The organism is Lentilitoribacter sp. EG35, assembly GCF_040784015.1.
GTDB lineage: Bacteria > Pseudomonadota > Alphaproteobacteria > Rhizobiales > Rhizobiaceae > Lentilitoribacter.
The window spans coordinates 1-18,327 of record NZ_JBFNGQ010000017.1 but is presented as its reverse complement, the minus strand read 5'-3'; the positions used below and the strand labels follow the sequence as shown (position 1 = coordinate 18,327).

General features: G+C 44.9%; 14 protein-coding genes. 9 read left to right on the top strand and 5 right to left on the bottom strand.

Annotated elements, in window-relative coordinates:
* Positions 1-68: 68 nt before the first annotated feature.
* From AB2J24_RS19255 to AB2J24_RS19245, 3 genes are read right to left on the bottom strand one after another with little or no spacing between them, the layout of a single operon-like run.
* Positions 69-917 (bottom strand): TniQ family protein, encoded by an 849-nt coding sequence (locus AB2J24_RS19255; protein WP_367386722.1) that lies wholly within the window; start codon positions 915-917, stop codon positions 69-71.
* The gene (locus tag AB2J24_RS19250; RefSeq protein WP_367386721.1) at positions 914-1,795 is read right to left on the bottom strand and encodes a TniB family NTP-binding protein; all 882 of its coding nucleotides are present in this window, start codon (positions 1,793-1,795) and stop codon (positions 914-916) included. Before AB2J24_RS19250 ends, AB2J24_RS19255 begins: the two co-directional genes overlap by 4 nt.
* A 12-nt stretch (positions 1,796-1,807) precedes the next feature.
* The gene (locus AB2J24_RS19245) at positions 1,808-3,421 is read right to left on the bottom strand and encodes a Mu transposase C-terminal domain-containing protein (protein ID WP_367386720.1); all 1,614 of its coding nucleotides are present in this window, start codon (positions 3,419-3,421) and stop codon (positions 1,808-1,810) included.
* 502 nt (positions 3,422-3,923) lie between these two features.
* Between AB2J24_RS19245 and AB2J24_RS19240 the strand changes: the two genes are divergently transcribed.
* From AB2J24_RS19240 to AB2J24_RS19225, 4 genes are read left to right on the top strand one after another with little or no spacing between them, the layout of a single operon-like run.
* Positions 3,924-4,430: a hypothetical protein gene (locus AB2J24_RS19240; RefSeq protein ID WP_367386719.1), complete on the top strand. Its 507-nt coding sequence runs from the start codon at positions 3,924-3,926 to the stop codon at positions 4,428-4,430.
* A gap of 2 nt (positions 4,431-4,432) precedes the next feature.
* Positions 4,433-4,948, top strand: a complete 516-nt coding sequence (locus AB2J24_RS19235; protein WP_367386718.1) for a hypothetical protein — start codon at positions 4,433-4,435, stop codon at positions 4,946-4,948.
* Positions 4,949-4,957: 9 nt separating this feature from the next.
* Positions 4,958-6,139 (top strand): hypothetical protein, encoded by a 1,182-nt coding sequence (locus AB2J24_RS19230; protein WP_367386717.1) that lies wholly within the window; start codon positions 4,958-4,960, stop codon positions 6,137-6,139.
* A 24-nt stretch (positions 6,140-6,163) separates the two neighbouring features.
* Positions 6,164-7,309 (top strand): hypothetical protein, encoded by a 1,146-nt coding sequence (locus AB2J24_RS19225; RefSeq protein ID WP_367386716.1) that lies wholly within the window; start codon positions 6,164-6,166, stop codon positions 7,307-7,309.
* Positions 7,310-7,425: 116 nt separating this feature from the next.
* On the opposite strand, the gene AB2J24_RS19220 is transcribed toward AB2J24_RS19225, so the two are convergent.
* Both AB2J24_RS19220 and AB2J24_RS19215 read right to left on the bottom strand, forming a co-directional pair.
* Positions 7,426-8,382 (bottom strand): tyrosine-type recombinase/integrase, encoded by a 957-nt coding sequence (locus AB2J24_RS19220; RefSeq protein WP_367386715.1) that lies wholly within the window; start codon positions 8,380-8,382, stop codon positions 7,426-7,428.
* Positions 8,379-9,002 carry a hypothetical protein gene (locus AB2J24_RS19215; protein ID WP_367386714.1) on the bottom strand — a complete coding sequence of 208 codons (624 nt, stop codon included), beginning with the start codon at positions 9,000-9,002 and terminating at the stop codon, positions 8,379-8,381. The genes AB2J24_RS19220 and AB2J24_RS19215 overlap by 4 nt, the downstream gene beginning before the upstream one ends.
* 1,197 nt (positions 9,003-10,199) lie before the next feature.
* Between AB2J24_RS19215 and AB2J24_RS19210 the strand changes: the two genes are divergently transcribed.
* From AB2J24_RS19210 to AB2J24_RS19190, 5 genes are all read left to right on the top strand, one after another.
* Positions 10,200-10,862, top strand: a complete 663-nt coding sequence (locus tag AB2J24_RS19210; RefSeq protein ID WP_367386713.1) for a DUF6088 family protein — start codon at positions 10,200-10,202, stop codon at positions 10,860-10,862.
* Entirely contained in the window at positions 10,859-11,917 is a 1,059-nt protein-coding gene (locus tag AB2J24_RS19205) for a nucleotidyl transferase AbiEii/AbiGii toxin family protein (protein WP_367386712.1), read from the top strand. The genes AB2J24_RS19210 and AB2J24_RS19205 overlap by 4 nt, the downstream gene beginning before the upstream one ends.
* On the top strand, positions 11,914-14,259 hold the full coding sequence (locus AB2J24_RS19200; RefSeq protein ID WP_367386711.1) for a hypothetical protein: 2,346 nt from the start codon (positions 11,914-11,916) through the stop codon (positions 14,257-14,259). Before AB2J24_RS19205 ends, AB2J24_RS19200 begins: the two co-directional genes overlap by 4 nt.
* 461 nt (positions 14,260-14,720) lie before the next feature.
* A complete protein-coding gene (locus AB2J24_RS19195) occupies positions 14,721-16,610 on the top strand; it encodes a DNA/RNA non-specific endonuclease (RefSeq protein ID WP_367386710.1) in 1,890 nt (629 codons plus the stop codon).
* A gap of 445 nt (positions 16,611-17,055) precedes the next feature.
* Complete coding sequence (locus AB2J24_RS19190; RefSeq protein ID WP_367386709.1) at positions 17,056-18,141, top strand: hypothetical protein; 1,086 nt, start codon at positions 17,056-17,058, stop codon at positions 18,139-18,141.
* The last annotated feature ends 186 nt before the right edge of the window (positions 18,142-18,327 follow it).

Below are 18,327 nucleotides of genomic sequence, written 5' to 3'. Positions count from 1 at the left end.
AATTGTAAGATTGCGGCTTAATTGGAGTTATATGGCATTTAAATTTGAGACTCGATGGCTTGCTATTCCTATATGAGCTGCAATTGTTGCGGTTGCCCCCAATCGAATATCGGAGCGATCAGGTGGTCAGTGGCCATTACAAATCTATTCCTGTTTTCTTCAAGCATATGCCCTTGAAGCATCTTCAACATTGCGGGTCCAGATTGTTCAACTATGGCTATACCTGCAAGCAATGCAGGGCGGACTTGAAGTGGCAGGATTGGGTTCTTTGGTGAATAAGGGAATGATTTTTGCTTGGTGATAAAGATATCAAGATTAGGAATGATGGCGCCTAGAAGCCGGTATTGCCAAAGATCGCCGCCAGATGGGAACGGTTTGGGTATACGACGCATAAGCATAAGCCGTGCTATCTCCAATGGAGGAAGCCAAGTTTCTAAACCATGTTCTGCGTGATCATTCAGTAACTTCTCACCGCGCAAAGCAGCGTCATGATATGGTGCAAAAGTCGAGCTGTAATCGTTGGGGAGTTGCTCTGGGTAGAATCTTCCACAGATTGGGCAAGTGATCCGCCATCCTTGCAGTTCGCTTCTTAAGAATGCTGATTCCGTAACTTTAGAGTGGCAGTTCAAGCAATAGTGCACCGGCTGTTTGGCAATAAACCGATGTGCAACTTTTGGCGACATTGCAAAACTCATATCGCGCACGGCTTTTGAGCTAATGGAGAACATCTCCGCAATTCGGCTCGTTGAATCGTTGGATAACGTGAGATCGAGGGCACGAAGAGTCGTAATCTCCGGCAAGCAATGGCGCAGCATGTTCAGAGGTGTGACGCCATAATAATCAGCATGCCGGCTGATCCACGATGACAGAACTTCACCGGGTAAAGGTGGTAAAGTGACGGGTAGACAATCGTTCATGCGACAGCTGCATCTGTGTCAAATGTGGGCATCCATTTCTCAACGGTGCTGTCAGTGATGCACTCATTTCCATTTTCTATGGCATCGATCGCTATGCTGTTAATGATTTGAAAAATGTTGGCAGTTACGCCGTCTGTGATTTGGAGAATACGCCGAAGTGATTTTAGTGTTAGCACAGAGGGGTTTCGAAGAGGTGTATTGCGGAGGATTGATGTAACGAGTGTCTCATAGTCTTCGTTGGCAGCCCAACGGCCCAAAGTAATTTGCTCGAACCTTCGGGTCAGCTGTACATCACCGCCAATTGCCTCCCGTGCTTCATTAACACCAAAGCAGACCAAGGAGATTTGGAGGCGATTACTGAGGAAACGCAAAGTATTAAGAACAATGCGTTGCTCTCGGTACGTTCCTGCGATGATGTTATGGACTTCGTCGATCACCAGCACTTTCACGCCGATGGCTGCCATAATGCGCAAGGCAGCTTGTTCCATCTGGGCAATATCTGCTCTGGGTGCTTGCGGGGCTCCAAGGAGAGTAAGAAGCTCACCATAAAAGCGACGTTCCCCTGGGCGGCTGACCATTTCCATGGCTAGAACAGGTGTTTTAAGAACTCCTGACTTGCGATCAAAACTTGGCGGGTGCTGATCTCGGAAGCGTTTCATGATCGTGGTCTTGCCCATCCCGCTATCGCCGTAGATGGCGATTGAAGGCATTCGTGTTCCTCTTGGGTGTTCGAGAAGTTCCTCCAGGCGGTCGAGAGTTTGTTTGGCACGTGGATAGAGTACCCAGCGGCGGGACTTGATAGCGCGAATACGTCCAGCTTCAGGTTCAGATAATAGGTTTGCCGCGTTGGCAGTTAGGTGGGTCGTTGTATTGGTCATAGTGTCTCCAGCTCATTCTGTATCTTCAACAAAAGGCACTGGCCTGCTGGAGTCCACACCGCGGAGCGTGCCTATTTCCCTCTCATCGCCTATTTGGCTCAGCTGGTTGTTTCCGCGTCGCGTCGCCGCAGTTCGGTTAACAGCAGCATCTACCATTTTTCTTTGCTCAAGTGCTGTCCGTATGATGGTGCGGCTATCTACTTCCCGGCGACCTTTTTCGCGCAATGTTCGTCGCGCTGTTAAAGCCTCGTGTAGGGTTATTGGGGCCAAGGTCAGGTCAGCGTAGCGTGCCTCGACAAAATTACCTGAAGGACGGCGCACAAATACCCGTGACATATCACGTGGGTCGTATTTTACTAGAAGCCTCCGTTGTTTGCGGCCAACGTCGGCGCTGAGTGCGGGTGACCAGTAACGCAAATCAAAAAGATGTATCCCAGTTGGGCGCAGGGTCCGTTCTTGTTCAGGCAAAAAGGATATCCAAAATTGCAAGCGATCATCTGGCATTCGAAGTGGTGTGACATCTTCATTATCTCGCCAGACTGCCAAAGGGGGACGGCTCAGGGAACTATGAATTGACTGATGATAGGCGCCGACAATGTCCAGTGCAATATAGCGCTCCAGCTCGCGTAGGGTAAGGGCTGCGTGTCGTTTGGAATCATAATCTGCAAGATCCTGTGCATTGCTAAATGTCGTTCCAGGTAGGAGGTGCAGCCGCCCCATCTGAGTGCCAATCATTCGCTCAATATGGCCGCCAAAGTGAGGTGTTGCGGGAGGGCGCCAATCAATTGCAATACCGGCATTTTCGCAACCGCGTTTGAATGCATGGCTCCTGAAATCTGCGCCATTATCCACATGCACTCTCTCGGGAAGGCCAGCAACAGGCCATGGTTCTTCGATATCCCGTTCTTTCAGCCAGGCTGTTTTGTCATAGACTGAATGCAAAAGACATAGGCTAGTGGAAAGCCGGGAGGGTGCCTCCATCGTAAGATAGAACCCTGTTACCATACGGCTGAAGACGTCCATAGCCAATGTCAGCCAGGGGCGTCCAATGGGTTTACGCGTCTCTTCGTCGACCACAAATATGTCAGCCTTGGTGTGATCTATTTGAACAATGTTAAGTGGTTTTGATGCGCGGAGTTGCCCGGGAACAGCTCTTGCCTTTTTCTCTTTCTTCTTTTCGCCACGGCGTTTTGCGCGTTGGCGTAAATCCAAGTCGTCGAGGCGTGCTTCTATTGTCCGTCTATGTGGCGGCTTTAATCCTGCTACTTTGCAGTCTGTCTGTATGTCTCGAACAAGCTGTGAGACCGACGGCCGTGTTGGCTTTAGATAATACTTTCGCACCGCTTTTTTGATTATGTCTTCACGTTGCGGATCTAAAGCGCGATGACCGGCCGGGCGACCACGATTGCGGTCTACCAGAGCCATCGTAGTGCCATTTTCGCGAAATTGTTTGATGAGTCGGAATACGCTCGAGCGACTAAGGCCAAGTTTATCTCGAAGATATTTAATGTCAGCCGCCGTAGTTTGGTCTTTGCTGTCTTTGAGAGTTTCACGAATTACTTCTGCTCTCCGACAAGCTTCTTGCCACAGTATATCGTCAATTTCTTCCGGAAGTGGATCAACCATGGCAGCTCTATATAAGGAAAACTTCGAAGCCATAGTCTCAAATAAGATGCTAATAATCAAGTCATAGTCTCAAATAAAGTGCCAAGTCTTATAATTTGATGCTCAACTAATCAACTGAAATAATTGAATATGTGGTCTCGTAATTAAATGCTAAGTCACAACAACTTTACACGTCAGACAGGTAGTTAACATGATCCATCAACAATGTGCAAAAGCGAAAATAAACTCAATAGTCCACGGCAAAACTAGCGGAACGTTTTGGGTGATTATCACGTTTGTCGTACATAAGTGTAGTGGTGGATGAGGTTTCGCTAAGTCCTCATATTTCTGCCATTGACAGACTATGCTGTACGTGAATGACAATTGCCGACCTACAGCAACATTTGTTTCACAATTCATGTCGGAGAGCATAAAAGCAACAGATATCCAATCCAACCTTGAGTTACATGACGCGAGCAATTACAAGTATCAAAATATTCCATCTAGGAAGGGAACAGGGGCCATGCATTTGTTTATGATTTTTCTCTTCTCAGTTCTCGCATCAACTGCACAAGCTGACGAGAAAAAACTCAGCGCGTCAGAAATCGAAAAATTCATAGTCTTTGGTGAATTTGGCATAGAGCAAATCTATTACCAGCCGCAAAGGTGGCATTTCGATAAGGATAGCAGTAAATCATTAGGGCAGAAAGAAGAGATTGAACTGAGCTGTTTATTCTACGATATTATGTTTAATTTTGACACAAAAACAATCACCTATGCTCCCCAGCAAAATGTTCTTCATTCCTGCCGTTACGATGCGAATGGTAACACACAAAGTTACAAATGGTCCATTATAGACAATAAGTCCAAAGGTGTCATTGAACTGGTCGTGAAACAATTTGAAAAGATCTGCGATTTTTCAATCAATGATAGACAGATCAAACAATCTCTTCTCGTCATCACAACCAGTTGCAAACAAGATGGGATAAAGAAATTTCAGCTTAGATTTACAAAAGAGCCATTGGAGTAATCATGTCTGAAACGGAAGGTAATCCAACACCAGAAAATCAAAATAATTCTGGGCCAAAACGTTTAAATTTTCTTGAGTTACTAAAACGCTTTATATTAAGCTCGTTGATAATTGGGATAATCATAGCAATTTTTTCAATTTATATTAGCGGAACATATGCATATGTTACTGAAACGGAAGACCAAATTCTTACCCTGCTTGAAAGATCAAAAAAACGGGTAGAAGCACAAACAAACAATAGCAGGCGTTGGGGTGATGAAGAGCTGCAGGAAACCCGAAAGAAGCTCAAAACACTCTATGAAGACTTGCCGGCGGATTTGCGCAAAGACTTCAAAATCTGCATTGCAGAAACAGTAAAAGATGCCCGGTTTATCGAGGATGAAGCAATTCGAAACCCACAGACCATCATGGCAAATTTTAATTCGAAAGTTGAGAGTGTCAAAAGACTGACAAGCAAATGGTTTTATAGTCAGCTATTCTTTTTCCATTGGGTTGTCGATTTTGAGAATTGTAAATAGGAGCACGTCATGAAAAATGTCACCAAAATCATCTTAAGCATCGTTACGGCCCTGTTTTTATTAACCGCATCAAACGCCTTGGCGCGTTCACCATCACCATCAAAAGGCCCCGCTGATCTTTACTTTCTGGCTGTCGGTGGCAGCTCCTATATCGATCCTGATTTTCCAAGCTTCAATGCGCCAAAAAAATCAGCCACTTTGGTGGCAAAATTATTGCGGGAAAATGGTGCGAGATACGGCATATTACTCACCGATAGCAAGAATGACAAAACTCGCATTTCTCGTAAGGATGTATATCAGGCACTCTATGATTTGAAGCAGAAAATTCGCCGTGACGGTTCAAAAAAAGCACGTGTGATTATTTACATCGTCTCCCATGGTCTGGCAGATAAAGTTAGCAATTACATCTATATGATGCCGGGGAACCTAAATGTCGATCCCCAACCCATTGTGCAAAATGATGTATTCCGTCTGGCAAAACGCTCGATTTTTAATTTCGATATTCTCACATCCATGATGAGCTTCCGACGCGATCCAAGGTTCCAGCATTTAGATGATGATTTGACTTCAGATCGCATGTCAGATGCCAATGGTTTCCAGCGCCTCATCGAACAAACCCAGTTAGAGGCACAATATTCTGACTATTTAAATCAAAAAGCAGCCTCCTATGGCGCTGCGCCATTTGACAATGCACCAATCCCTTTTGTTCTGCTTTTAGACAATTGCAATGATGGTTTCCGCTATGAGCTGGTACAATCAAATCCGGTTATGCAGCTCATGGTCAATGCGCAATATAGCGCAACACTGGATGCAGGGCGCGCCTATTACGCTGCAAAACCAGGTGAGATGGCCAACACGATGTTTATACCCTCTGACCTGTTGAAAGAGGAATATGAGGACAAAAACGGATTATCACCCAGTGTAGGACCATTGGCCATTCACTTAGCGCGTGTTCTGCATAATAAAAACCCGAACGAAGCCATGTCTTTACGCTCATTTGACGCTGAGATGCTTTCCCGCAACATCGATAATTCAAATGAATACCCAGATCCTGTCTTCGCAGTCTCAACCCCCCTCAGAGAGGACGTCGCCGATGTGGACTTCATACCCACCAAAAGGCAAAGAATGAAAATCTGGCAAACAGCACCTGCCACCGGCACTCAAAAAGTTGAATGTTGCAAATTAAGGTGATGGATTTAAGTTGCGCGCTTTCACATGATAAAACAATACCATAATGGAAAATATGCCTTTGCTTTATTAATCTTTTTGCATACGCTTATACTCAACAAATACACTGCTTTTGCTAATGAAAGTACCAACAATCCCGTGGTGTATTTTCTCTCAATTGGCATTAGTTCTTACGTGGATAAACAATTTGCAAGCTTCGATGCACCAAAACATTCTGCAAAGGTAGTTGCAGATCAATTATTACAAAGCGGAGCAAAATTTGGCCTATTACTTACCGAGCAAATTATAACAGTAGAGCATGAAACGAAACGAGTTTCTCGTGACGATGTATTTAATGCAATTGCAGCCTTAAAAGCAAAGATTATAAGTGATGGAAGCGCCGCAAATGCGAGAATAATTATATATATTGCCTCCCATGCTTATGCTCATAAACAAAGTAAGCAGAGATTTATGCTGCCAGGTAATCTGATTATGCCTAAAAATGGAGCAAAATTAAAATCGACCAAAGGTTTAGCTAAATTCATGATATCTGATATAGACATCATCAAATCAATGTTGGTGTTTAAAAATATCTCAGTTCAGCCTGAATATCTCAACTTGCTGGAGAATGAAGATAATGCGTTTAACTCGGAAAAATTTGATGTTCCGTTCCTTTTGCTTTTTGACAATTGCGCTGATTATTTATCCAATGAAAAATTAATTATTGAAACATCCGATGATATCGATTCAATTTATGCTGATGCTTTGAAATTTGGTCGGATTTATTATGCAACTGAGCCTGGTACTAAGGCATACACATGGTTATTGTCATTTGAGAAAGAAACAACTTCAAAATCAAACGAAAGGTTACACAAAAATACCTATGCTAGATGGGTAGGACCTTTAGCGTGGCAATTTGTGTGGGCACTTGTAGGGAAAGTTTCATCAGAGGTCATGTCGCTGAATATGCTGCAAAAAATATTTATGAAACGAGACAGCGACTTCGACAAAATTCATTTGCCGCCAAGGCCATTTGGCCTGATAAATAGCTTAGGATCAGGACCATTATATGATTTGCTATCAGAAACAGATAAAGGCTCTGATATAATTTTCTTCCCGCCAAATAGGGAGAGCTTACAGGAAATTAATTATCTTGAACCAACAGGATCAGAAGTTTTGAAATGTTGTGACTAGTTTTACAGAATCTCGCCAGATCAACTAGAAAATAGGCCGAAACCCTTTGCTCTCATGTGAGTTTTTGGATTCTCAACTGACCCCAAATTGGCTCACAGCGTCCCCTCAAAAACAACTCAATACCGAACAACAAAGCTTGCTGAATCTTTCACCTTCTTGCGGCGCTTGTCATAGGCTAGTGTGGTAGTAATCGATGCATGACCGACTGTTTTTTGCACGGCATCAGACGGATGATCCCGATCAAGTGCTTCTGTAATAAAGGTTGCCCTGGCGGAATGCGGAACGGTGTCAACGGGCAAGCCAGCTTTGATGGCATATTTCTTGAACAGATTATAGAACTGCAATCGTGTCATGGGGCCGTCTGTGCCGTTCATAATCGCCTGAAACATCCATGCATCACCGGAATAGGCCTCACCTTGCTCTGCTCTCATCACCTCCATGTAGGCATGGATGGCTTGAACACATGCTGGGTGAATGCCGACGCGTAGTGATTTGCCACCCTTCACAGCAAAGTCTAATACCGGAACGCCTTGCTCCTCCGTTAGATCTCTTACACGCAGTTTACACGGTTCACTTACGCGCGTACCGGCATAGAAATAAACATGAAGCAATGCGCAATCTCGCAAGCCCTGCAATGTAGAAGTATCAGGCATATCGAGCATGGCTCTCACCTGATGGGTAGCAAGTGCCGGCGTTTTGACGGTTTGCGAGGACACTTTTGGCCGCTTGACCCCGGACACAGGGTTTTTGGGGGCTACTTGTCGTTCGCATAGGTGCTGAAACATCGAGGATACGGCAGACAATCGCGTTACAACAGTACTATTGCTCGCACCATGTTCCATCAGATGATCACGCCAGGCAATAATATGCGCGCGATCGATGGCACGTAGTTCATCAGCTGAACGCAATTCAAGAAATTCTATCAGATCACTAATCGCATTTTTATAGGTATCGCGCGTTTGTTTGGATGTAAAATTGGCCAGCCAGACGCGTTCTTCCGAAATATTTGCCAGCTGCTCAAATGGAGAAAGTTTGGCAAGGGCAGATGATCGCGAGATGGGAACAATGCTCATGACGCGACTTTCTCGCAATAGTACAAAGCAACATAAGGTGGCATGGTGCTGAACTTCTCACCACCGTTAACCTCAGACATAACTGTTCCGCTTATGGGAAGATCTGTATTTACATCTGCTGTGGAGCCTAGGGCAGGCCTAGCATTCTGATTATAGCCGTGAACTGTACCTTTACCAGACATGGTAATTGCATTACCCCGAAACTCGTGCGAATGATTTGCCATATTCTCGGGGCCGAGAGCGATCCGTTCTTCACCACGTCGCTCATCGAAATGATAATTAGAGGCATCTAGAATTTCGTGTTCTAGATACGGTCTATCCTCAGTACCACTGTACAATGCTCCAACAATCGTTCTTCCAGATGCCCTCTCATATGGATTCCATCCATCAGGGCAACCCGCACGAATATTGAATGCGACAACCGCACCCTCCGGTACTGAACCCAACCAGGATGGCAACTGTGACTTCACTAGGATATAGGACGCACCCAAAATTAAGAGTACTAGACTAATTCCACCAGCAACGATGCCTTTCGATATTTTTGATATGACTTCCTTTCTAATGGCTACTTTCATATCATCGCTAATTGATGATGGATCCGCTTTCTTGTCATCACTCATTTATTTCCCCTAAGTTGTATCTTCGACATGTTACTAGTATATACATAAAGTATGTTATGTATAGAGTTTGGTGACACATGCCGGACGGATTTATCCGCATAATATATTTTATGTAGATAAAATATTACAGAGTATTCATCGGCATGAACTACTCGACGTATTTGGCCCTTATCAAGGGCCTTATGAGAACTTTCGAAAAAATAGGGGATGAAAGTTGGTTTTCGTCAAGGATGGGATCAAATTAATTAGTAAGGAAAAATCAAGTTCCAAAATTAAGAAAAATTTTCAACGTATTTGATAGTCTGCCAATTAAAAAATTAGAAAGGTTAATCAATTATTAATGGGGCCTTAGGTAAAAGTTAAATTTTGGTGAATACACTCAAGTTTGATTTCTACCCAAAACCAAGAAAGGAAGCTAAATTCTCAATATACAAAACTGTTAAAAAAGTAATGTGGTCGGTATTCACATCGCCACAATGGATAATGGCCATATGCGCCGTTATTACGACAGCATTCCTTGCCGCCAACTTTCTGACGAGCTAGACGACAAGAAAATGCATCACAATGGTAGGTCGCCAATCGGCGGCCTATTTTGTATGAGACTTGTCTCCTACACTGTTAGTGAAGATAACAAGCGCAAATGAATATTGACTCAATAAACATGGTTAATACGCTATTAACCCTAATGGAGGGTTAACAAATTGTCCAGTTTGGGCGGTGATTTGGACAACGGTTCAAACAAATAGCCTTCAATATCAGTTGGTCAATTCTCGATAAACCATGATTGTAATCGGTGAATATAATCCGAGCATCCATGTAGCCCGAGAAATTCAGTTTGTTCAAATTTCCACCACACTAGATCAAACTTTTTGACGCTGCACATTGGTTTATCATTATTGCATCGTTTCAAATTGCAACAAAAACTGGTACTGTCATGTTGACGATGGCTCCATCGCAGTTTAGCGGATCTTGATGGAAAAGGTATTGCAGTTGTTCGTGGTGAACGCGGTAGTAAGAAAAGGAGCTCCGCGCACGCGCGGTTTCCTGTATCGTAACGTCTGCAGTAAACTAGACTATAATAGAATGCGCGTATCATTTTTCAGTTGAGATTAATTCTATAAACTTGTTTAATGTCCGAAATATGTAGTATTTTTCGGACTCGCATATGTCCGAAGTTTGTGGTATATTTAGGACATCATGAACGTAAAACAGACAAAACATCTGCCCGAAGCCATCCTTGCGCGCATCCAAAATGCGAAAGAAAAGGTGTGGACTCCTGCCGACTTTGCTGACCTTGGTAGCCGTGCTGCTGTCGATAAAGCGCTACAGCGTATGGTCAAAAATGACCATCTGCGCCGCATTGAACGTGGCCTCTATGATCTTCCGGGTGTGAACAGTCTTACCGGTAAACAAACCGTACCAGACTATAGGGCGGTTATCGAAGCCGTTACACGGCGCGATCATGTCAGATGGTTGATTGATGGCATGACTGCCGCCAATACTTTGGGTTTCACAAATGCTGTTCCAGCTAAAATAGAAGTTCTGGTCGACGCGCGCCTCAAAACAATTGAACTTGGTCAGCAGAAAATAATCTTCAAACAAGCTGTCCCTAGCCGCCTTTATTGGGCTGGCCGCCCCGGGATGTATCTAGTACAGGCGCTTCATTGGCTTCATGATATCCTCGCAGACAAAGAAGAAAATTTCAAGATTAGGCGTAAAATTGAAGCACTTCTGAACGATGCACAAAGCGGCCAGAAGTTGTTCGATGATCTGATGCAGGGTCTGTCAGCAATGCCCATTTGGATGCAGGAAACATTGCGGCAGCCATTGTTGGAAGCGCAACAAAAGGATTTGATATGAGCGCGCTAGATTATCAGACAGTCATTTCCGCAACGGCTGCAGAACGGTCAGATCTTTTTTTGATGACCGCGCAGCGCCTTGGCGCGCCACTGATCAATATTGAAAAAGACTTTTGGGTCTGTTGGACGCTTAACTGCCTCTATCATAGAGTGCCGGACAATGGGCCCCGATTGTTATTTAAAGGCGGTACATCCCTGTCAAAAGCCTATGGGCTTATCAATAGGTTTTCTGAAGATATTGATGTCACCGTCTTTAGAGACGATCTCGGGCATACTCAAACGCCCGAAGAATTAGGCGCTCTTTCAAACAGAAAACGCAAAGCCGCTCTCGATGCTATAAAAAATGACTGCCGAGCTTATATAACGGGTCCGCTCTTGGAAGCAGTCTCTAACTTGATCCTAGAAGACACAAACGGGAAGGGTCGCATCGAGATCGACTCGTCAGATGAGACAGGGCAAACTCTGCTTGTTTGGTATCCAAGAGTGGACGACAGCGAAACGGGATATGTACAGGCAGCTGTTAAAATTGAATCCGGCGCAAAATCAGCACTTGATCCTAACGCCCCTCGTACAATTGCACCTTACATTTCAGATGATGTAAGTAATCTGGATCTTATGATCCCAGACGTCACGACAATTGATGCTGAACGAACGTTCTGGGACAAGGTGGTCATCCTTCATGGATTGTACAACTGGTTCGAGAGCCGCGGTGTACTTAAACAAGACGGTCAAAGGGTCTCCCGTCATTATTATGATCTGCATTGTATGTTTGCATCAGATATCGGTCAACGTGCCATAGCGGACGATGCTTTGGGTCGTGACTGCGTGGCCCACGCGAAAACATTCTTTAATCGACCTGCCTTTGATCTGAACAGTGCTGCTACTGGAACCTTCACACTTGTACCCCCAGAACCGATGCTTGAACGCTTGCGCGCAGACTATCGTAATACCGAGGCGATGATCTTTGGGGATGCACCAAAGATCGAAGACATTTTAGGTTCAATTCAAAACATTGAAAATGCGCTCAATGCTACGGGTGAGGGGAGAGCTCAATGACTGTACCCGCAAAAAAGCTCACCGTCGAAGATGTTAAATCCATCATAAAGAGATGGTCTGAACTGGGTATAGATGAAGCCTTCACCAATGCTGATCTCAAAGCTCAGCTCGTTGAGCTCCTCGTGGAAGTGGACTGCCCGAAATGGCTTGCTCAGCTGTCTGTGAAAATGCTCACACCAGTTGTTCTATCTTTGGCTAAAGGCGTTAACAGCCAGCTCAGCAAAAAATCGCCAATTAGAGTTATCACGCTTCTTCTTAAAGTGCCGGGCGTGGAGAAGTTTTTTCATGCAATGAACCGCTTGGAAGGGCGCATTATTGAAAAAGACAATGCAAAAAAGACCTTTGAAGCACTCCTGAAGTCAACAAGTCCGACCGCCCACGATCTGAACGCACTTCTTGATCCGGGTCTATCCGGTCAAATTGCCTTGATGGAACAAACAGCTGATGCATTGACTAGCATTACAGAGCTGAAAACTCTCATAGAAAGCAATTCAAATCCGCAGCCTCTTCTTGAATTGCATATTGAGCCAGCCACGGAATCAATGCGCTTTGTCTATAGATCTCGTGCCATCCCTTTTATAGGGGATGATGAAAGCCTGACTTCGCTATGCAACTTTCGCGACACAGATACCATGTTCTCATGGTATCTCATTCTCGGATTAGGTGGTACCGGCAAAAGTCGACTGGCCCTAGAGTTTCTTCTGAATGATGCGCGTGCCTATGGCTCAGCAGCTGGATTTCTCAATATAAGTAATGATCCCTATTTTGATTGGGGTCGATGGCAACCGACTTTTCCAACCTTCATCGTTATTGATTATGCAGCCCGCCAATCAGAGCAGGTCGAAAAAATGTTCGGAATTCTCTCATCACGTGTTGATCTTGATTGGCCTGTGCGTGTCCTATTGCTGGAACGCCAAATCAATGGTTCATGGTTTGAACGTATCATCCATCAGGGACGATCGTCACGCGGACGAGTTGAGGAAGCTGTTTTTGAAGATCCATTAGAGCTTCTCGCCCCAGATAATGTCTGGCCAATTATTGAATACATCGTAGGTGATAGGCTTAAGACACTTGATCCCGACGATACTCTGTCGACTTTGGCGTCAATAGACCCTGAAATGCGCCCGCTCTATGCAGCATTTATGGCAGATGCGTTATCGAGAGGGGAAAACCCACGCGGCTGGGATCGGCGCGAGCTGGTAGACAACGTGCTGGATCACGAACAGGTTAATTATTGGCAACCGGCAGAAGTCACCGACGCCGAGCTATCACTCGTTGCCGTAGCAACTATGACCGCAGGTTATCCAATAGAATGGCTATCCAGACCAGCTTCACATTTTTGTTCGGATTATCTGCCGAAGGCAGAAGAGCAGGGTTTTCAGCAACGGTTATCGGCCATCTATGGCTATGAGGTCGTTGAAGCAGTACCACCATTGGAACCTGATATTCTGGGGGAAGTCTTCGTATTAGAAGAATGGTCCAAAGCGACCCCTAATATGAAAAAATTCTTTGTGCGGATTGGTGCTGAACTTGCTCCTTGGTTTGCTGACTTTTTCAGTCGAATGACCGAAGATTTCCCTGATGATATACCGGATGATTTTCTCAAAATGGTCTTTGAAAGTGACTTTGGAGAGTATGAACCTACTCGGTCAGAGATGATCTACAACACGATCATGGATTTTGCCGAGACGCAGCCCAAAAAAGCTCTAACTTTGTTTGATCTACTTCTAAATTTTGACCTCAGTGAGCATGAGGCAAGCGAAGTTCTTCTGGTTGATCAGATGGAAGCGGCGTTCAATCTGATGGTTGGCTTACCTGAAGATATGATAGGTGATCGTATGAACGTGCTAGAAAAAGCACATATGCATCTGATGGTGTCCAATGCTCAAAACGAACAGAAGGCGCGATACTGCGAAGCGTTCACTGGTTGCATAGATTCAGTCGCTGGTCTGGATGTAGAGCGATTTGAGCCAATAGCACAAGATATCCTGAGTTTTGTCGATAAAGGGGCCAATGACCCAATATTAAAATGCGAAGCAATCAAAGCCCTATCAGCCTATGTGACAGCTCATGATAAACCATTCCCAATACAAGCAGCTCTGTGGTATGATCATGTTGAAAAATTGTGTTGCGCGTCAGAGGAGCCAGTTGAAATTGAGGCTTGGTTTGATGCGGCCTATCACAATTATGTCCTTTTCAATCTGACGGAAGATCCATCAAAGAAATTGGCGCTCGTCAAACATCTTGAGGAGCTCGATGCGCCTTTTGTCAGAGACTTGGAAAATCGGTTTAAGCAAGATTTCTGTGATCTATCGTCAATAAGCGAAGGCCCCGAGACGTAGCCTAGTCGTCATGGTCAAATTGAAGAAACTTCAAAGTTGGCGTTTGTGGAAATCGGTTGGTTATCTACTTCCATGAAATTTATGAATAACTGGAATGAATATATGGCGATGTGTTCCAATGAGTTACTCGTTGTGCAGATCGTTCTCATTTTTGTCCCTATAGGTGCCGCTTGGGAGGTATCCGCGATTCTGCTTAGAAATTTTCCAGCGGGCGAATTCTTTTTGAACTGTGCATTCGTCGTCAAATAATTTAATTCTGATCCTACCAATTGTACCAAATTAATGTGGCTTCGCCGATTTGACCAGTTTTCATGTTCAACAATGACCTCGCTAATTAAAGTCAATAATTTGAATTGAGTGACTTATTCTGGCCCGCATATCCAATTAGTAGAAATCATGATATGTGTACAATCATAAGATGATTTAGGATTTTATTTTGGTAGAAGACATTGGAGGAAAAAATGCCCAAAAAAAAGACATTACAGGATACAAAACTCCGCGATGCGTTACGCCGATATGTACGCGCACAGGGAGCAGGTTATCTGCTCGATCCAAACATTACGTCCATTGGTGTTGGCCGTAAAAATGGTGATGGGGACATTGGCCTTGTTTTCACAGTAGGGCAAAAAGCAGAAACATCTGTCATTGAGACTTTGGGCAGCAAGGAGCTTCCAACCGAAATTGAGATAGAGGGATTTACAGTTCCCACAGATGTGCTTGAACGAAATTACGAACCTTCATTCAAGTTAGTAGAAAGAGAGATTGCAAACACTTTGAAATCCCGTCTTGATCCTGTTGTTCCTGGTGCCAGCGTCAGTCATGTCGACGGAACAGCGGGCACACTTGGCTTGATCGTCTTTGATGCTGACACGGGTGCACCTTGTATTTTGTCAAACTGGCATGTTTTGCACGGTAACACCGGTGAAGTTGGCGACCCCATTGTCCAACCAGGACCGCATGATGATAACAATATTGACGATAATTTTTGTGGTTTTTTGTTGCGTAGTCATCTCGGCGCAGCAGGTGATTGTGCTCTGGCACGGTTACAAAACCGTGGCTTTGAACGTTCAATCCATAATCTCGGTGTCATACCCAAGCTTATGGCCGAAGTGGATTTGGACGATCCTGTGGTGAAGACCGGCCGTACAACCGAAACGACATACGGGATTGTACGCCGTACCGACGTGATGGCAAAGATCAATTATGGGGGGCACACTGGTCAGCAAGAGATTGGCGGGTTCGAGATTGGAATTGATCCAGCACACCCCGCGCTCAATAATGAAATCAGTATGGGGGGCGATTCTGGTAGTGGCTGGATGATCGCGAAAGGGGACGTTGCGACGGATATATTTGCTGGCCTGCATTTCGCAGGCGAAGGAAACGGAAATCCCGATGAGCACGCTTTGGCCTGCTATCCCCGATCCATCCAACAAAAGCTGAACTTTAGTCTGTCCCCACCATCAGATGTTACAATTGACGATGATGAAATCGAGGCTCTGGGCGCGCGCGCAGGATTTGATAAAGACTTTCTTGGATTTCTTGCGCCAATGCCGGATATGTCGCTATCGATTAAGCGGGATGCGGTAAATTTTGGCCGTGCACAAACCATCCCGTACACCCATTTTTCGGTCTGTCTGAGTACAAAGCGGCGTCTCGCGCGATTTGTTGCATGGAACATTGATGGCGCACGCAAAGTTCAGCTTGGACGGCATGGCTTTCGTCTCGACCCGAGAATTACATCAGAGCTTCAGTTAGACAACTCAATTTACCGAGATAACAAGCTCGACCGTGGGCATATCGCCCGTCGAGCTGATCTTGCATGGGGACCAATTCCGGAAGCTCGTCAGGCTAATAAGGATTCCTTTTACTTCACCAATATTGCGCCCCAGCATGAAAGGTATAACCAATCCAGCAGGGGTGGTTTGTGGGGCCAATTAGAAAACCTTATTTTGGAAGAAGCCGCGTCACAGGATATCAAAGTGTCGGTCATTGCTGGCCCCCTATTCAAGGATGATGATCCTGAATACCGTGGCGCGCTGATACCAAGAGATTTCTGGAAACTGATCGCATACAAAGGGGCGGACGGAGACTTGACTGCCGCCTGCTTCTTGCTATCCCAAAACGATCTTCTGAGCGATATCGAGGCAATCGACTTTGATCCTTTCCGTTTGTTCCAAATTTCCATTTCGGAATTGACAGAACGGACATCACTCGACTTCGGATTTTATAGTGCTGCGGATATCACTAGCAGCCCCGAGCGGTTAAGTCAGCTTAATGTAGAAAATCTGGCTGCCACTGCTGTCTCACATGCTGTCCGTGAGATAATAACCATCGATGAGATTGCTATTTAGCACAACAGTGGTCGCCGAAATGGTGTTCGGCGACCTTTAAACCAATCGGAAGAAACCTTTTTCTTACATGAATTTTTTTGGGTATTTAATATGTTTAGACTTTTGACGATTCTATTCATGATTCTGTCATCTAGCATCGCGCATGCGAAAGATGCTAAAGTTGCAACCGTCAATTATGCGCCAGTTCTAGGGAACGTCGGGTAAACCGACAAAGCTTGGTGAATCTAACCACCCAGGTCGGCGAGAACGGTGCGAAGATTATTGTTATTTACTATCATTTGGCGATGGTTGTTTCCGAAGATTACTTAGACAATGGCTGGAATGATTGCTCCGTTCAGTTCACTTGGTGGCTGCCGCCTGCAATGCGTTCTGCTCCTAAATAGGAAAATATGCTGTAGATATACAAAAGCTTGTTGTAGCGACTAAATAATTTGAGGGGTTAAGGATGTCAGATCCGCGTAAATTACACGTCATAATCGAAGATGTACCGAAAGAAAAAAAACGTTGGATTAGTGCTGCAATCCTTATACCAGCACTTGTTGCGGTTTTTACTTCACTAGGGACATTTCATTTCAGCAGTGAAAACCTTCGCCAGAGCGGGGAAAATCTTACAACCAATCTCGAGGCGCAACGTGTTAAATTTGAAGCTGAGCAATCTTATCTTAGTGCTGAGTTGAAAGCGCTGCAGGCGCATCGTGAACGCGAGTTGTCCTTGGCAGAAGGTGATATTGTGCGCGATGTTGTCCAACGACTTAATGAAAGTACTGATTTTGAGGCCCAAAGACGGGCTATTCATCTCATTGCGTCAATCGCAGGAGTTCCCAGAGCTGTAGAGACAGAAGCCTACTACCGGTCGGGCGCTACGATCAGAGCGCTGCAAGATATGGCCCGAAACGATATCGGATCATTGGAAGATGATAAGGTAATCCGCAAAATTATTGATGATGCACTTGCCCAGGTGCCGATGGCGGTTTTTATCGATTCAAGTCATAATAATAATGTCTATTGCACAGCATCTAAGTCGTTGGGGCGCACTAACATAGATGACATCTACCCTATTTTACGCGACTTGCCGTTGCGGTTTATATCTGAGCGCGTATTTGAAGATCAGTTTGCATCATCTGACGCCGAAATTTTGATAGCCCAGATTATTAAAGCGAAACCAGGTTTGATCGTGATGCATCATGGGGCCTTTGAAGGGTCGCCTTTTGATAAGCAAGCAGGTCTAGGCGAGGAAACAATATCGGCTTTTCTTGAACCCATTTTTAAAGCTTATGAACCCAGTGTCGTGATTTATTCGAGAACGAGTGGCTTTGTGACGGACGCGCAAGATTGGTTTGTGCGGCTAGGAAAGATAGGACCCTACTTTTTAAAGTTGTCTGCATTCGTTCAAAAGGATACCGGCAAATCTGACCCAGAGAATAATCGCGATTGTTTTGCGTCCAAAATGCCCAACGGCATGCGTATAAGACAAGCAGTTGAAAATGCACTTGTAGTCAATGAAAGCTATCGATTTGGACTTAAGGATTAGAGCAAATTGTACATTCGAAACAGGGCAGTTTGGCATTGAACCAACAAGATAGTCGTATAGGGTATTGCCAAGTTGTTTCAGCCTGCAGTATCTTGTAGTCGAATTCGATGAGTAATTTAGCAGTCTTGCCCCGCCTCAAGGGCTACCGTTTTTCGCGAGCGATCATATCATACGCCGTTTGGACGT

Excerpts from the sequence above, each read along its gene's own strand:
- AB2J24_RS19255 (WP_367386722.1), bottom strand. The coding sequence starts at position 917 with ATGAACGATTGTCTACCCGTCACTTTACCACCTTTACCCGGTGAAGTT.
- AB2J24_RS19250 (WP_367386721.1), bottom strand. The coding sequence starts at position 1,795 with ATGACCAATACAACGACCCACCTAACTGCCAACGCGGCAAACCTATTA.
- AB2J24_RS19245 (WP_367386720.1), bottom strand. The coding sequence starts at position 3,421 with ATGGTTGATCCACTTCCGGAAGAAATTGACGATATACTGTGGCAAGAA.
- AB2J24_RS19240 (WP_367386719.1), top strand. The coding sequence starts at position 3,924 with ATGCATTTGTTTATGATTTTTCTCTTCTCAGTTCTCGCATCAACTGCA.
- AB2J24_RS19235 (WP_367386718.1), top strand. The coding sequence starts at position 4,433 with ATGTCTGAAACGGAAGGTAATCCAACACCAGAAAATCAAAATAATTCT.
- AB2J24_RS19230 (WP_367386717.1), top strand. The coding sequence starts at position 4,958 with ATGAAAAATGTCACCAAAATCATCTTAAGCATCGTTACGGCCCTGTTT.
- AB2J24_RS19225 (WP_367386716.1), top strand. The coding sequence starts at position 6,164 with ATGATAAAACAATACCATAATGGAAAATATGCCTTTGCTTTATTAATC.
- AB2J24_RS19220 (WP_367386715.1), bottom strand. The coding sequence starts at position 8,382 with ATGAGCATTGTTCCCATCTCGCGATCATCTGCCCTTGCCAAACTTTCT.
- AB2J24_RS19215 (WP_367386714.1), bottom strand. The coding sequence starts at position 9,002 with ATGAGTGATGACAAGAAAGCGGATCCATCATCAATTAGCGATGATATG.
- AB2J24_RS19210 (WP_367386713.1), top strand. The coding sequence starts at position 10,200 with ATGAACGTAAAACAGACAAAACATCTGCCCGAAGCCATCCTTGCGCGC.
- AB2J24_RS19205 (WP_367386712.1), top strand. The coding sequence starts at position 10,859 with ATGAGCGCGCTAGATTATCAGACAGTCATTTCCGCAACGGCTGCAGAA.
- AB2J24_RS19200 (WP_367386711.1), top strand. The coding sequence starts at position 11,914 with ATGACTGTACCCGCAAAAAAGCTCACCGTCGAAGATGTTAAATCCATC.
- AB2J24_RS19195 (WP_367386710.1), top strand. The coding sequence starts at position 14,721 with ATGCCCAAAAAAAAGACATTACAGGATACAAAACTCCGCGATGCGTTA.
- AB2J24_RS19190 (WP_367386709.1), top strand. The coding sequence starts at position 17,056 with ATGTCAGATCCGCGTAAATTACACGTCATAATCGAAGATGTACCGAAA.